This window comes from Nicoletella semolina, from assembly GCF_004345745.1.
Classification (GTDB): Bacteria; Pseudomonadota; Gammaproteobacteria; order Enterobacterales; family Pasteurellaceae; genus Nicoletella; species Nicoletella semolina.
In genome coordinates this window covers 82,508-98,151 of sequence record NZ_SLXJ01000006.1, presented here as the reverse complement: position 1 = coordinate 98,151, position 15,644 = coordinate 82,508, and the positions used below count along the sequence as shown (strand labels likewise).

Below are 15,644 nucleotides of genomic sequence, written 5' to 3'. Positions count from 1 at the left end.
CATTTAACCGCTTACTAGCGGTTAAATTATGTTAGAATTTTGCAATGAGAAATGTTTATGCTTTATCTTCCTATGTTGTTATTGGGTTAGTCGGAGAAGAATCAGAGAAGTATGCCAAATTTGATCCAAATTTTGCCGCCATTGCTTGCTAATCAAATTGCTGCAGGTGAGGTAGTCGAACGCCCTGCTTCTGTTGTTAAAGAGCTACTTGAAAATAGTCTTGATGCAGGAGCAAACCAAATTTCGATTGAAATTGAAAAAGGAGGGACGCAGCTCATAAAAATCCGTGATAATGGCTGTGGTATCGCTAAGCAAGATTTGGCTTTAGCTTTGGCTCGCCACGCAACTAGTAAAATTTCTTGTCTTGAAGATTTAGAGGCAATTTTAAGTTTAGGCTTTCGTGGCGAAGCGTTAGCTAGTATTAGTTCCGTTTCTCGTTTAACGCTAACCTCTCGTCCAGAAGATCAAACAGAGGCTTGGCAGGCATACGCACAAGGGCGTGAAATGCAGGTTGAGATTCAACCAGCTTCGCACCCTGTAGGCACAACGATTGAAGTGGCTAATCTATTTTTTAACACCCCAGCACGCAAAAAATTTCTTCGTGCAGATAAAACTGAGTTTATGCATATTGATGAAATTGTTCGTCGTATTGCACTCGTAAAACCAGCAGTCAGTTTTACTTTATCTCATAATGGCAAAATGATTCGCCAATATCGTAAAGTTACCGATTTTTCCGTTTCTCAATTACAAAAGCGTGTAGCAGCCATTTGTGGCGAGGATTTTATTGCCAAGGCAAATTATATAGATTGGCAACACGGCGATTTACACTTGCACGGCTGGGTTGGCTCGCCTTTGTTGGCAAGAGGACAAAATGACTTTTGCTATAGTTATGTGAATGGACGAATGATGCGAGATAAAACGATTAACCACGCCATTCGTCAAGCTTTTGGAGAGAGCCTTCCAAAAGAATATTATCCTGCTTTTGTGCTTTTTCTAGAACTTGATCCCACAATGGTTGATGTGAATGTACACCCAGCAAAGCACGAAGTACGCTTTCATCAAGCTCGTCTAGTTCACGACTTTATTTTCCAAGGAGTATTAAACGCCCTACAAAACCAAGTTGCTCCTCAATGGACTGATGACTTAAATGAGCCAGCGCCAGTGTATCATAAAGATACTCACAGCTTTACTTCGAAAAATCGCTCTGCTTCTGGCAAAAATATTTTTTCGTCTTCGCTTCAAGTCGCCCAAACAACACAGAAATTGTATGGAGAATTGCTTGGATACAAAGAAGAAAGCAAACTATTACACACTCCTGCCTCTATTGATATCATTTCTCATTCTATCACTCCAGCCTCCCCTAAAATGCTGAAAGACCTACCAACTACACAAGGCGATAACCAATATCTACAAGCACTAGCAATAGTGCAAAATCAAGCCGTACTTTTAAAACAAGGCGAAAGTTTTTCCCTCATTTTACTGGAAAAACTAGCTCGTTTACGCTTGCAAGTGCAGCTAAATCAAAATAACAGCCAAAGATTACTTATCCCACTAAACTTAACTCTAGATCCATCTCAAACAAAAAATTGGCAAACACTACAGTCACAATTCTCCAACATCGGATTTCAGTTTCAAGAAAAGCAGTGGCAAGGTCAGACTCGTCTTTCATTTGATCAAGTGCCAGCAGTTTTAAGAGAGCAAAATATCCAACAACTGCTGCTTTCTGCCCTCAGCACCTTAGAAACTGATAGTTCGGTAGCGGTGAATTTAAGCCAATTTTTTGCAAACTTTATTGATTTACCAACCACTTACAGCCTGTCTGAAACAGTTACTTGGTTAGCCGAAGTAGAACAAAATGCAAAAATGGATCTCGAACAATTAAAAATAGCTCTCGATTTTTCGCTATTTTTACCACAAATTTAGGGATTTTTTGGGTAGCAAAATTCCCCTCCATTTTCGTTTGTTCTTCTATTTCTAAATGGAGCATTGTTCTTAGGATTGGGGAAAAATATTGTTTGCATATTTCAATTCTATCTAAAAAGATAAGATACGCTATTATCCAGCTCTCCCTAACTCTGTACGCATTGCATCAATCACTTTTTTATAGTCTGGCTGGTCAAAAATGGCAGAGCCTGCGACAAACATATCTGCACCTGCTTTAGCAATCTCCGCTATGTTATTGACTTTTACTCCGCCATCAACTTCAAGGCGAATGGAATAGCCGCTCTCGTCAATGCGGTGTCTAACTTGTTGCAATTTGGCAAACGTTGAAGGCAGAAATTGCTGTCCGCCAAAACCTGGGTTGACTGACATCAATAAAATAATATCCACTTTATCCATTACATAATCTAAATAGCTTAATGGTGTGGCTGGGTTAAATACGAGTCCTGCTTGACAGCCGTGATCTCGAATGAGCTGCAAACTACGATCGATATGTTCACTGGCTTCAGGGTGAAATGTGATACTGGTTGCACCAGCATTGGCAAAATCAGGGACTAAGCGATCAACAGGTTTCGCCATCAGATGTACATCAATCGGGCATTGAATACCATATTCTCGCAATGATTGGCATAAGGCGGGTCCAAATGTGAGGTTTGGTACATAGTGATTATCCATCACATCAAAATGAATTAAATCCGCACCTGCTGCAAGTACATCTTTAACATCATCACCTAAACGAGCTAAATCAGCAGAAAGAATAGAAGGAGCAATTAAATAGGGTTGTTTAGACATTATGATTTCCGAATTGAATAATTAAAAGTGGTACATAGCCTACCACAATTTCCATATTCTTGATATTTTTGATGATAAAAACAACAAAAACCATAAAAAAATTGTAGAAATAAATTACATTATCAGGCATTATATTTTTCCACAATTTAATTATGGTTAATGGAGTCAAAATGAAAAAAGGGATTCACCCAGAAAATTATCGTGAAGTGTTATTTTACGACGGCAGCGTCCAGCAAGGCTGGATTATTCGTTCTTGTGCGAAAACTACCAAAACAATGGTATGGGAAGACGGCAAAGAATATCCATTTTATCCGCTTGATACGTCTTCTGCGTCTCACCCTGTCTATACAGGTAAACGTCGAGAGGCAAGTACAGAAGGACGAGCGAGTAAGTTTAATCAGCGTTTTAAAGGGATTGCTAGTTTAACTAGGAAAGGAGAGTAGTAAATGAAAATCGTCAATTCACTCAAAAGTGCAAAATCACGCCACCCCGATTGTAAGATTGTGAGACGTAAGGGAAAATTATACGTTATTTGCAAAACCAATCCTCGTTTCAAAGCCCGCCAACGTTAGTCATAAAACGTTAAAAAGATGTTAATTAAAAACTAGTATTCATTTACAATGGCAACTATATTTTATATAAATTAGTTGCCATTCCTTGATCGTAATCAAATAAACTAACATTACTTCCTCAACTAAGTTCAGCTCCATTTTTGACTTGTTATAATACAACTTAAAATTTTTCTATATGATTAAAAAGCGATTAAATTAGCGTAATTTAGAGCAATTTTGCAAAATTTTCGGTTTTTGAGACCGCTTAACGCATTAAATAAATAGGCTATCTATAAATGAATAATCATCAAGAAACAAAAAAATACGATAATACAAAAGACAGCCACTGGCACGTTTGTGGTTTAGTGGTTCAAGCTGAGATTACCAAAATGGAACAGGTCAAATATGCGTTGTTAGCCATTGAGCACACTGATATTCCACTTGAAGAGGCTGGAAAAGGTAAATTAGTTGTCATTATGCAATCTGATGATCAACAAGTGTTACTGGATAATATGGAAAAAGCTCGTGATTTTGATGGCGTGTTAGATCTCTCGTTGATCTACCACGAACAAGATGAAGTAACAGTTTAACAATAATCTTTGTGGGGAAAATTATGACGATTGATTTAAGTCGCCGTGAATTTATGAAGGCGAATGCGACAGCCGCAGCAGCTGTGGCTGCAGGGCTGGCAATCCCTGTCAAAAATGTAGAAGCTGCAGATAATGCGATCAAATGGGATAAGGCAACTTGTCGATTTTGTGGAACAGGCTGTGGGGTTCTAGTCGGTACGAAAGATGGGCGAGTGGTGGCTTCTCAAGGCGATCCTGAGGCAGCTGTTAATCGTGGATTAAATTGCATTAAGGGATATTTTTTACCCAAAATTATGTATGGTAAAGATCGTCTGTTATACCCAATGTTAAGAATGACTGATGGAAAGTACGACAAAAATGGCGAATTTACTCGTATTTCTTGGGATATGGCATTCCAAACTATGGCGGAAAAATTTAAAGCTGCAATGGCAAAAAATGGCAAAAATGCTGTGGGTATGTACAGTTCTGGACAGACTACGATTTTTGAAGGTTATGCTAAGGTGAAACTATGGAAAGCGGGTTTCCGTTCTAATAATATCGATCCCAATGCTCGCCATTGTATGGCATCTGCAGCTGTTGCCTTTATGCGTACTTTTGGTATGGACGAACCGATGGGTTGTTATGATGACTTTGAGCACGGCGACACATTCATTTTGTGGGGTTCAAATATGGCAGAAATGCACCCAATTTTGTGGTCTCGTATTTCTGAACGCCGTCTGTCTCACCCAAATGCCAAAGTCATTGTATTATCAACATATGAAAACCGTTCATTTGAATTAGCGGATACTGCGATTATTTTTAAGCCGCATACGGATATAGCGATCATCAACTATGTCATCAATTATCTAATTCAACATGATGCAATTGATTGGGATTTTGTGAACAAGCACACTAAATTCAAGCGTGCTGAAACAGATATTGGTTATGGTTTACGCCCTGAACACCCTCTTGAAAAAGCAGCTAAAAATGTAAAAACTGCAGGGAAAATGCACGATTCTTCGTTTGAAGAGCTAAAAGCATTAGTATCAGAATACACCGCTGAATATGTGTCCGAATTATCTGGCGTACCTGTTCATCAATTAGAAATTATCGCCAAAGAGTTTGCCAATAAAGATCGCAAAGTGATGTCGCTTTGGACAATGGGGGTAAATCAACATACTCGTGGCGTTTGGGTAAACCAGCTTATTTATGATATGCACTTACTCACGGGTAAAATCTCTCTCCCAGGTAATGGACCATTCTCATTAACAGGGCAGCCTTCGGCTTGTGGCACTGCACGAGAGGTGGGGTGCTTCCCACATCGTTTACCTGCCGATATGGTGATTACTAATCCCAAACATCGTGAAATAGCAGAAAAAATCTGGAAAGTGCCAGCGGGCATTGTGTCAGATGTGATGGGGTATCACACGGTTGCTCAGGATCGAGCGTTAAATGACGGCAAAATGAACGTGCTTTGGACAATGTGTACCAATAATATCCAAGCAGGACCAAACGTTAAGCAAGAGCGTTTACCAGGGTGGCGTAAAGAAGGGAACTTCATTGTTGTGTCTGATCCCTATCCAACGGTCTCAGCCTTAACTGCCGATCTGATTTTGCCAACGGCAATGTGGGTAGAAAAAGAGGGGGCTTATGGTAATGCAGAGCGTCGAACCCAGTTTTGGCGTCAGCAAGTTAAAGCTCCAGGTGAATCTAAGTCTGATATTTGGCAACTCGTTGAATTTTCAAAATACTTTACGACAGATGAAATGTGGCCTGCTGAGATTTTAGAGAAAAACCCTGAATTCAAGGGGAAAACGCTGTATGAGGTGTTATATAAAAACGGTAAGGTTGATAGATTCCCATTAAGCGAATTAGCAGCTGATCAATTAAATGACGAATCACACCACTTCGGTTTCTATTTACACAAGGGATTGTTTGAAGAATATGCTGAATTTGGGCGTGGACACGGACACGATCTAGCCGATTTCGATCTTTATCACAAAGCGCGAGGCTTACGTTGGCCAGTGGTTGATGGCAAAGAAACCTTATGGCGTTATCGTGAAGGCTATGATCCGTATGTGAAAGCTGGCGAAGGAGTACGTTTTTATGGCTATCCAGACGGTAAAGCAGTGATTTTAGCCGCACCATACGAACCACCAGCAGAGTCTCCAGATGAAGAGTTTGATTTGTGGCTCTGCACAGGACGTGTGTTAGAACATTGGCATACAGGGACGATGACAAGACGTGTACCAGAATTACACCGTTCATTCCCAAACAACGTGGTCTGGATGCACCCAACAGATGCGAAAAAACGTAAATTACGCCACGGTGATAAGGTGAAAGTGGTTTCACGCCGTGGGGAAATGATTTCGCATATTGACACTCGTGGACGAAATAAATGCCCTGAAGGATTGATTTTCACGACATTCTTTGATGCGGGACAAATGGCGAACTTCTTAACGCTTGATGCAACTGATCCGATTTCGAAAGAAACGGACTTTAAGAAATGTGCAGTGAAAGTACAAAAAATTTAACAAGCAAGTAGAGCAAGCGGTATTTTTCTCACTAAATTTTGCAAATTTTTGATAAAAAGAGACCGCTTGTTTAATCAGTCGCTATTTAAATTATCACGATGAAACTCGATCAAAACCGTCGCCAATTTCTAAAAAATGCGACACGCACCACAGCTGGGGTGTGTGGTGCAGGATTGATCCTTGGGCTACAACAAAATCAAAGTCTTGCTCGTGGTGGGGTAGCATTACGCCCGCCTTTTGCAATGCCAAATGAGAACGATTTTGCTTCAGCGTGTATTCGGTGTGGTCAATGTGTACAGGCGTGTCCTTACGAGATGTTGCACTTGGCTTCTCTGATTTCGCCAATGGAATCAGGAACGCCTTATTTTATTGCTCGAGATAAGCCCTGTGAAATGTGTGAAGACATTCCTTGTGCTAAAGCGTGTCCAAGTGGAGCATTAGACGCAACACAAGATAATATCAATGACTCTAGAATGGGATTGGCGGTATTATTGGATCACGAAACTTGCTTGAATTGGCAGGGGCTGCGTTGTGATGTGTGTTATCGAGTTTGCCCATTGATTGATAAAGCGATCACGCTAGAGCAACACCAAAACGAGCGAACAAAATCGCACGCTGTCTTTATTCCGACGGTGCATTCTGAGGCGTGTACTGGCTGCGGAAAATGTGAGCAGGCCTGTGTGCTTGAAGAAGCCGCAATCAAAGTCTTACCGATGACTTTGGCAAAAGGTGTACTTGGCGAACATTATCGTTTTGGTTGGCAAGAGGCTGAGAAAGCGGGTAAATCACTTGCACCTGAAGGGATTATCACCTTGCCAACTCGCCTTCCAGAGGGAGGATTTTAATGGCAAATTCACCCAAATATGCAGGTAGGGAAGCAAGACAAAAATGGGGAATGTGGTATGCAAACCGTTTTTTGTTTTTACGCCGATTTAGCCAATTAAGCATTTTAGCGATGTTTTGGTCTGGACCTTATTTTGATTACTGGATCTTAAAAGGTAATTACTCAGGCAGCTTGCTGCTTGATACTATCCCAATGTCTGATCCACTCATTGTGGCACAAAGTCTTGCAACAGGCTATTTACCAACAATCACCACGCTAATTGGAGCGGTTATTGTAGTGAGCGTTTATGCGTTAGTTGGGAGCAGAGTTTTTTGTGGCTGGGTTTGCCCTCTAAATGTAGTCACTGACTGTGCTGCGTGGTTAAGGCGTAAGCTTGGTATTCGTCAGACAACAAAAATACCTCGTCATTTACGCTACATCGTCTTAGCTGTTATTTTAATAGGAAGTGCGGTGAGTGGCACATTGCTCTGGGAGTGGATAAATCCTATTGCCGCTTTGGGACGAGGATTAATTTACGGCCTTGGAGCAACAGTTTGGGTCGTATTAGCGGTTTTCTTCTTTGATTTATTAGTAGCAGAACACGGCTGGTGCGGACACCTCTGTCCGATTGGAGCGACATACGGTGTCATTGGAGCCAAAAGCCTAGTCCGTATTAAAGTAGTTGATCGAGCGTTATGCGATAATTGTATGGATTGCTATAACGTATGCCCTGAACCTCAAGTGTTGCGTGATCCACTTCACGGTAAAAATAGCGAAAATTTACTTGTACTTTCAAAAGATTGTATTAGCTGTGGACGTTGCGTCGATGTTTGTGCAGAAAAAGTATTTACCTTTACGCATCGCTTTGATCGCAATCAAATTGCGGTAAAAATAATTCATTAAATTTGTTGGGAGTGAACCAAATGAAAAAAATAGTTGTAATGTTATCAGCATTACTTGTAATGCCAGCTATGGCAACAGAACAATCGGCATTGGGACGAAATTACCAAGATTCAGTCGAAAATGTTGCCCCTGCATTTCATTTAAAACCAAAAGAAAGAGAATTGGCTGCATTGAGTTATGTTAATCAGCCGCCAATGGTACCGCACAGTGTTGAAGGTTATCAAGTAACCAAAAATGTAAACCAGTGCTTAACTTGCCATAGTGCAGAATCCTCTAGAATGACAGGTGCAACACGCATTAGCCCAACACACTTTACAGACAGAGACGGTAATATTGTTGCAGGACAAACAGCTCCTCGCCGCTATTTTTGCCTTTCTTGCCACGTTCCAATGGCAGACGTAGAGCCTATCGTACCAAATGAGTTCAAGCCGATGCCTGGCTATCATAATAATTAGGAGAATTTAGATGATTCAATTCATTAAGAAATTCTGGCATTGGTTTAAATCGCCAAGCAAAATAGGTATTGGTATCGTCATTATCCTATCAGCAATTGGCGGTATCTTATTTTGGGGTGGCTTTAATGCAGGCCTAGAGCATACTAATACAGAAGCGTTCTGCTCAAGCTGCCATATGAATGATGTTGTGCCAGAATATAGAATGTCGCCACACTACTCTAATCGCAGTGGTGTAAAAGCAAACTGTGCAGACTGTCATTTACCTCACGAATTCTTTCCAAAATGGAAACGAAAAATTGTCGCATCAAGAGAGGTGTTTGCTCACCTGACAGGGAAGGTAGATACCAAAGAAAAATTTGAAGCACATCGCCTAGAAATGGCACAGCGTGAATGGGAGAGAATGAAAGCGAATGATTCCCAAGAATGTCGAAATTGCCATAATTTTGAAGATATGGATTTTACCAAACAAAAAACCGTTGCAGCGAAAATGCACAATTTAGCAGAACAACAAGGTAAAACTTGTATTGATTGCCACAAAGGAATCGCACATAGCCTACCACATATGGGCAATGTACCTTCTAGCTTTACTCCAAAATCGGAGAAGGAAGAGTAACCAAAATGGAGCGGTCATTTATTGCAATATTTTTTCAAAATATTAAGTAAAACTGACCGCTTACTATCTTAATAACCAGATTATTTCTTATTCTTTAAGCTTGCTACTTTTTGAGAGCGGTAGATAGCATTAAGTGCGTGAATTAATGCTCTTACTGACGCCTCTACGATATCTGTCGCTAGACCTACGCCGTGGAAACGTCTACCTTGGAGTTCGACGACAATGTCGACTTGCCCAAGTGCTTCTGCTCCCTCTCCTTTGGCTGTAAGGTTATAATGCAACATGGTTAGTTCTATGCCTGTAATGTTAAGAATTGCATTAAAAGCGGCATCAACAGGTCCACTTCCACCTTGTGAGGTGGCACTCCGACGCTCTCCATCTAATTCTACTTGTACAAATGCTGAAGCTGGAAGTCCGCTAATTAGTTGGGTTGTAATAACATCAAGGCTTAGCCTATCTTCATCACCTTGTTGCATATCAATAAAGGCAAGTGCTTCTAGATCGTAGTCAAATACTTGCCCCTTTTTGTCTGCCAATTTAAGAAATTCTTCATAAAGTTTATCTAGATCGTAATCACTTTCTTGATAGCCCATTTCTTCCATATGATTTTTTACTGCGGCTCGCCCAGAGCGAGCAGTTAAATTTAGCTTCTCTTTTTTCAAACCGATAGTTTCAGGCGACATAATTTCGTAAGTATTTTTATTTTTAACCATACCATCTTGGTGAATACCTGATGAATGTGCGAAAGCATTAGATCCCACAATGGCTTTATTTGGTTGAATTGGCATATTACAAAGCTGGCTAACCATTTGGCTAACTCGGTGAATTTCTTGAGTATTAATGCGAGTGTCTATATTAAACATATCTTGACGAATCTTAATCGCCATAACGACCTCTTCCAATGCAGTATTGCCTGCTCGCTCTCCAATACCATTGATAGTACATTCAATCTGCCTTGCACCGTTTAAAATGGCTGTTAATGAGTTTGCCGTTGCCATACCTAAATCATTATGGCAATGCACAGAAACAACCGCTTTATCAATATTGGGAACACGGTTCATTACATTAGAAATAATCTCGCCATATTGATAGGGTAAGCAATAACCAACAGTATCAGGAATATTTACCGTGGTTGCTCCTGCATTAATAGCGGCTTCCACAATACGACAGATATTATCTACTCCAGTACGTCCTGCATCTTCACACGAGAATTCCACATCATCTGTATAATTTCTGGCTCGTTTAACTGCATTTACCGCCATATGAATGACATCATCAAAGGTTTTGCGTAATTTTGATTCAACGTGAATCGCAGAGCTTGCGATGAAAGTATGAATACGAAACGCCTGTGCCACTTTCAATGCTTCTGCAGCCACATCAATATCGTTATCTACAGCACGGGATAAAGCACATACTCGACTATTTTTAATATGTTGAGCAATTGTTTTGACCGATTCAAAATCTCCAGCTGATGAAACAGGAAAGCCAACTTCCATCACATCTACACCTAAGCGTTCTAGTGCAAGTGCAATTTGCAATTTTTCTTTGACTGTTAAGCTCGCTTTCAATGATTGCTCGCCATCTCGTAAAGTCGTATCGAAAATAATAATTTGGTTGTTTGACATAAAAATTCCCTAAGTGTACTGATAGTCGCTTGATTACCGTAATAGATCTCATTCTCTCACTATTTACGGAGAAAATAGTATTTATCTCATTTTCATTCTACAGTTATAGAAAAGCCCGCAGAATTTTGCGGGCAAAAGGTATGGATATATTTCTTGCCACATTTACATGCCTGCATAATAAACAGAGGTCTAGAGAGAAAAATTCCATATTATGTTGTGTTTGCATTATTATCTAAAATTAGAAACAATGTTAGCTTTAAATTAAATCAAGTCAATAGTATTTTATGCTTAAATACCGCTATTTAACTCTCAAATTATCTTCTAAACTCAAACAATAATTCTGATTATTCATTATTTTTTAGTGATATATTTTATTAAACCTCATAGAGATTTAATAAAATATATCGTTTAAATGAAAAAATAACCAATAATGCTGAATTAGTTTTTAACTTGATTAAGTTGAAATTCTTATGGGCGAAACAGTATTTCGCTATTTTTTTGCTCTTTGTGTATAAATTTGCTAGTCTCATAGACTTGATATCCTATTGGAGGCGTTATGGCAAATCAATTTCGTGCAGTAATATCAGACTTAGATGGCACACTACTTAATCATAAACAGCATATTGGCGATTTTACGGTCAAAACTGTAGAAAGGTTAGCAAAGAAAGGATTGGACATTTTTATTGCGACAGGTAGAAGTTTTGTCGATGTGAAACAACTGATGAAGAACTGTTCTCTAGAAGAGGCTATTCTTGTTACATCAAATGGAGCAAGAGCAAGCACCTTGACAGGTCAATTACTATACTCAAATTATATACCTGAAGACATTGTCAATGAACTTTTTCGATTGCCATTTGAGCGTACTCGTGTATGCCTTAATAGCTACCAAGGTGACGAGTGGTTTATTAATGTTGATGTCGCAGCATTACGCCAATATTACGAACATTCAGGATTTATGTATAACGTTGTAAATTTCGAACGGCATCATACAAACCAAGCAGAGAAATTATTTTTCATTGCTCAAACAATAGATGACTTATTACCCATTGAACAAAAAATTAAACAATTATTTGCCAATCAGCTTCAACTCACTTACTCCTCTCCTCAATGTTTAGAAATAATGAATTATGGCGTATGTAAAGCCAACACTCTTTCAACATTGATGAATAATAAAGGTTACAATTTAGCTCATTGTATTGCTTTTGGAGACGGTCTAAACGACATTGAAATGCTTACCCAAGCAGGCAGAGGCTGCATTATGGAAAATGCAGATCCCCGCCTAAAACAGGCACTACCTTCAAATGAAATTATTGGCAACCATAAAGACGAAGCTGTCGCATATTATTTGTGTAAAGAGTTTGAACTGTAGCGAATGTTGTACCATATAAAAAGCGTGTGTTACCTCTGAATACCAACCAAATCGGTGATAATGCTATCGAAGATGATCATTTGCATCGTATTTTTGTTGTACAAGGTAAATTACAGATCCAAGCTCCATCTTCAGCAACTATATAATTGTCTTCATGCTGCCTTAAAGAAATCTCACCAATAGAGAATGCATCTAACGCATTTTTCCGTTTGAGCAATAATTGACCTACCTCATTTACGCCTTGTGCAATTCCATCAATTTCTTGGTTATCTGTAAAAAGTGTAACAGGGGATTGATAGAAATAATCAAACTTTTGCCAACTTGTGAGGTAAGGAATAAAACCTTGCGATGGAAATTCAGATAAGGCTTTTTGTAGCTGCTTAGCAAGTATTGAAGCGAGTAAATTGCGATCAATTTCATAATCGGATAGATCTGTCCAAGCTTGAGTTACAATTTCTGTGTTAACTGTTGGCAGGGAAAGATTCAAACCGATGCCAATGACAAGATAAATATTCGACTTATCAGACTTCGTTTCAAGCAGAATTCCGCCCATTTTCTTGCCTTGATAGTAAATATCATTTGGCCATTTAATTTGAATATCAGGTACATTCAGCTGCTGAAAAGTCTCTGCAATAATTATTGCAACAACCAAACTCAATGCGGAAATATAAGATATGGTCGTTTGATCATATTTCCAAAGCATTGAAAGATAAAGGTTTTTTCCTTTTGGTGAGTACCATTGCCTTCCCCTACGCCCTCGACCTGCGGTCTGCATTTCAGCTAAACAGATTGAGCCACAAGGGAGAGCGTGGCAATGATTGAGTAGATATTCATTGGTTGAATCAATCTCTTGAAATACGAATACTTGCCCGCAGAGCAAACCTTGTTGAAGATCCTTAGAACTAAGTTGGTTCATCGTGTGGCTACCTCACTGTCTATTTCGCCAAATTTCCCAATGAAACGCACTTCTGGGTGGATATCAATATCAAATTTCTCACGCACGCTATGGCGAACCTTTTTCGCTAGTGCAACAACGTCTTCCCCTGTTGCATTGCCTTTGTTGATCAACACTAGAGCTTGCTGGGTATGTACCGCTGCTCCGCCCACCTGAAATCCTTTAAGCTGGCACTGATCAATTAACCAACCAGCAGGGATTTTCACAGATCCATTAGATTGCAAATAATATGGCAATTGTGGATAAGCGGTCTGTAATTGTAAAAATTTTGCAGAGTCAATCACAGGATTTTTAAAGAAGCTACCTGCATTCCCCCATTCATCTGGATTGGGTAATTTTTGTGAACGTATTGCACAAACTTCTTCAAAAATTTGCCGTGGCGTAACGGTTTTTGGATCAAGATTGATTAAAGAGCCGTAACTAAGGATAGGCTCCCATTGCTTAGGGAGTTTAAGCCCAACAGAAATAATGACATAGCCATTTTTATATTGGTGTTTAAAAATGCTCTCTCGATAGCCAAATTGACACTCATCTCGGCTTAAGCGAAAGATTTCACCTGAGTTTAATGATAGCACTTCAACGAACTCACAAGCCTGCTCAAATTCCATACCGTAAGCACCTATATTTTGGATAGGGGCTGATCCTACACAACCAGGGATTAGTGCAAGGTTTTCTAATCCAGCTATATCCTGCGTAAGAGTCCATTTCACTAATTCGTGCCAGCTTTCACCACCTGAAATATGTAAATAGTGATAGTGGTCATCTTGTCGGTAAGCAACTCCTTTCATCTGATTAATTAAGACAGTACCCGCAAAGTCTTCGATAAACAATAGATTACTTCCTTGTCCGAGAAATAATAAAGGCTGTTGTGCCTCTTGCGTATGACGGAATTCAGTCAATAATTGCTCGACATTTTGAACGGGGACAACTGCCTGAGCAAAGGCAGGTAAATGGAAAGTATGGAAAGGGAGGAGAGTTTGCATAATGAGAATAATTAACTAGATATTCGTTTAGTTTACCATAGACATTTGGTAAAAAAACAATAAAAAGAGAATTGCTTAATCATTATTCTTAGATATTAAATAGGTCGAGTTTTACTCAACCAAGCTTCTTACCAGAAAATCTGCTCCTGAAAATTAGACAGAGTAGCTTAATTTTTCAAGAGCAAATTAATATGAACAAGATTTATTCAGTCTAACCAATTAACCTTGATATTTTTGGAAGACAAGGCAAGCGTTTGTACCACCGAAGCCGAAGCTATTTGACATTACAGTGGTCAGAGATTTATCTTGACGCTCAGTCACAATATTTAAGCCTTTTGCCTGTTCGTCGAGCTCATCAATATTGATACTTGGTGCAATGAAATCATTATCTAGCATCAACAGTGAATAAATTGCTTCGTGAGCTCCTGCAGCACCCAAAGAGTGTCCTGTCATTGATTTGGTTGAGGAAATTGCAGGCGATTTGTCACCGAAAGTTTCACGGATTGCACCAAGCTCTTTCACATCACCGACAGGGGTAGAAGTACCGTGTACATTAATATATTCGATTTCACCTTTAACCGTTGCAATAGCTTGTTTCATACAGCGAACCGCACCTTCACCACTTGGGGCAACCATATCATAACCATCTGATGTTGCCGCATAACCAACAATTTCTGCGTAAATTTTAGCACCACGATCGAGTGCGTGCTGCAATTCTTCTACAACAACAATTGCTCCACCACCAGCAATAACAAATCCATCACGATTTGCATCGTAAGCACGAGAGGCTTTTGTTGGTGTCTCATTGTATTTAGTTGAAACAGCCCCCATTGCGTCAAATTGTGCCGCACATTCCCACGATAATTCTTCAGCACCGCCTGCAAAAACAACATCTTGTTTACCTAGTTGGATTAATTCCATTGCGTGTCCAATACAGTGAGCTGAAGTTGCACAAGCTGAACTAATGCTGTAGTTAGTACCACGAATTTTGAAAGGTGTTGCAAGACAAGCTGAAACACTTGATGCCATTGTTTTGGTAACCGCATAGGGACCTGCGGCCTTAACGCCTCTTGGTCCACGAACAGCATCGCAAGCAACAAGTTGACTATGTGCAGATCCCGTGCCAGCTCCAATAATTAATCCCGTACGATCGTTTGAAACTTGATCTTCTGTCAAACCTGAGTCTTTGATTGCTTCTTGCATTGAAAGATAAGCATAAGCTGCGGCATCGCCCATAAAGCGATAGATTTTACGATCAATAAGTTCCGCAGGGTTCAATTTAATTGTACCTGCAACTTGACTACGCATACCAACTTCAGCAAAACTTGGGACAAACTCAATCCCTGATTTTCCTTGACGCAACGAATCAAGTACTTCTTCTTTATTATTACCAATACTGGAAATAAGGCCTAAGCCAGTGATAACAACTCTTTTCATTCTCTTTCCTTCAAATGTAAGATAAAAAACATCGCTATTCTACACAATTTTGGCTTGAGGCAGAAACATTTAATCAAGATTATGCTTCAGATCG

The 15,644-nt window shown here is 39.7% G+C and carries 15 protein-coding genes; 10 read left to right on the top strand and 5 right to left on the bottom strand.

What is annotated here, in order from left to right:
* Positions 1-111: 111 nt before the first annotated feature.
* Positions 112-1,923 (top strand): DNA mismatch repair endonuclease MutL, encoded by a 1,812-nt coding sequence (gene mutL / locus EV693_RS05390; RefSeq protein WP_132501342.1) that lies wholly within the window; start codon positions 112-114, stop codon positions 1,921-1,923.
* Positions 1,924-2,055: 132 nt separating this feature from the next.
* On the opposite strand, the gene rpe is transcribed toward mutL, so the two are convergent.
* The gene (rpe, locus tag EV693_RS05385; RefSeq protein WP_132501341.1) at positions 2,056-2,733 is read right to left on the bottom strand and encodes a ribulose-phosphate 3-epimerase; all 678 of its coding nucleotides are present in this window, start codon (positions 2,731-2,733) and stop codon (positions 2,056-2,058) included.
* Between the two features lie 170 nt (positions 2,734-2,903).
* Here rpe and EV693_RS05380 point away from each other — a divergent pair, with 170 nt between their 5' ends.
* The 8 genes from EV693_RS05380 (at position 2,904) to EV693_RS05345 (ending at position 9,181) form a co-directional block, all read left to right on the top strand.
* Complete coding sequence (locus EV693_RS05380; protein WP_132501340.1) at positions 2,904-3,176, top strand: type B 50S ribosomal protein L31; 273 nt, start codon at positions 2,904-2,906, stop codon at positions 3,174-3,176.
* Positions 3,177-3,179: 3 nt separating this feature from the next.
* Entirely contained in the window at positions 3,180-3,305 is a 126-nt protein-coding gene (gene ykgO, locus EV693_RS05375; protein WP_132501339.1) for a type B 50S ribosomal protein L36, read from the top strand.
* Between the two features lie 275 nt (positions 3,306-3,580).
* A complete protein-coding gene (locus EV693_RS05370; protein WP_132501338.1) occupies positions 3,581-3,874 on the top strand; it encodes a chaperone NapD in 294 nt (97 codons plus the stop codon).
* A gap of 29 nt (positions 3,875-3,903) precedes the next feature.
* Complete coding sequence (napA, locus tag EV693_RS05365) at positions 3,904-6,387, top strand: nitrate reductase catalytic subunit NapA (RefSeq protein WP_132501364.1); 2,484 nt, start codon at positions 3,904-3,906, stop codon at positions 6,385-6,387.
* Positions 6,388-6,485: 98 nt separating this feature from the next.
* A complete protein-coding gene (gene napG, locus EV693_RS05360; protein WP_132501337.1) occupies positions 6,486-7,232 on the top strand; it encodes a ferredoxin-type protein NapG in 747 nt (248 codons plus the stop codon).
* Positions 7,232-8,113: a quinol dehydrogenase ferredoxin subunit NapH gene (gene napH, locus EV693_RS05355; RefSeq protein ID WP_132501336.1), complete on the top strand. Its 882-nt coding sequence runs from the start codon at positions 7,232-7,234 to the stop codon at positions 8,111-8,113. The genes napG and napH overlap by 1 nt, the downstream gene beginning before the upstream one ends.
* 59 nt (positions 8,114-8,172) lie before the next feature.
* Positions 8,173-8,568 (top strand): nitrate reductase cytochrome c-type subunit, encoded by a 396-nt coding sequence (locus EV693_RS05350; protein WP_424991509.1) that lies wholly within the window; start codon positions 8,173-8,175, stop codon positions 8,566-8,568.
* A gap of 10 nt (positions 8,569-8,578) precedes the next feature.
* Positions 8,579-9,181, top strand: a complete 603-nt coding sequence (locus tag EV693_RS05345) for a NapC/NirT family cytochrome c (RefSeq protein WP_132501334.1) — start codon at positions 8,579-8,581, stop codon at positions 9,179-9,181.
* Between the two features lie 80 nt (positions 9,182-9,261).
* Here EV693_RS05345 and leuA read toward each other — a convergent pair whose 3' ends face one another.
* On the bottom strand, positions 9,262-10,806 hold the full coding sequence (leuA, locus tag EV693_RS05340) for a 2-isopropylmalate synthase (RefSeq protein ID WP_132501333.1): 1,545 nt from the start codon (positions 10,804-10,806) through the stop codon (positions 9,262-9,264).
* Between the two features lie 556 nt (positions 10,807-11,362).
* Between leuA and EV693_RS05335 the strand changes: the two genes are divergently transcribed.
* Positions 11,363-12,175, top strand: coding sequence for a Cof-type HAD-IIB family hydrolase (locus EV693_RS05335; RefSeq protein WP_132501332.1), 813 nt, complete (start codon positions 11,363-11,365; stop codon positions 12,173-12,175).
* 76 nt (positions 12,176-12,251) lie between these two features.
* On the opposite strand, the gene EV693_RS05330 is transcribed toward EV693_RS05335, so the two are convergent.
* From EV693_RS05330 to fabB, 3 genes are all read right to left on the bottom strand, one after another.
* Entirely contained in the window at positions 12,252-13,091 is an 840-nt protein-coding gene (locus EV693_RS05330; protein ID WP_132501331.1) for a biotin--[acetyl-CoA-carboxylase] ligase, read from the bottom strand.
* Complete coding sequence (gene murB / locus EV693_RS05325) at positions 13,088-14,113, bottom strand: UDP-N-acetylmuramate dehydrogenase (protein ID WP_132501330.1); 1,026 nt, start codon at positions 14,111-14,113, stop codon at positions 13,088-13,090. The genes EV693_RS05330 and murB overlap by 4 nt, the downstream gene beginning before the upstream one ends.
* A 219-nt stretch (positions 14,114-14,332) precedes the next feature.
* Positions 14,333-15,550: a beta-ketoacyl-ACP synthase I gene (gene fabB / locus EV693_RS05320; protein ID WP_132501329.1), complete on the bottom strand. Its 1,218-nt coding sequence runs from the start codon at positions 15,548-15,550 to the stop codon at positions 14,333-14,335.
* Between the last annotated feature and the right edge of the window lie 94 nt (positions 15,551-15,644).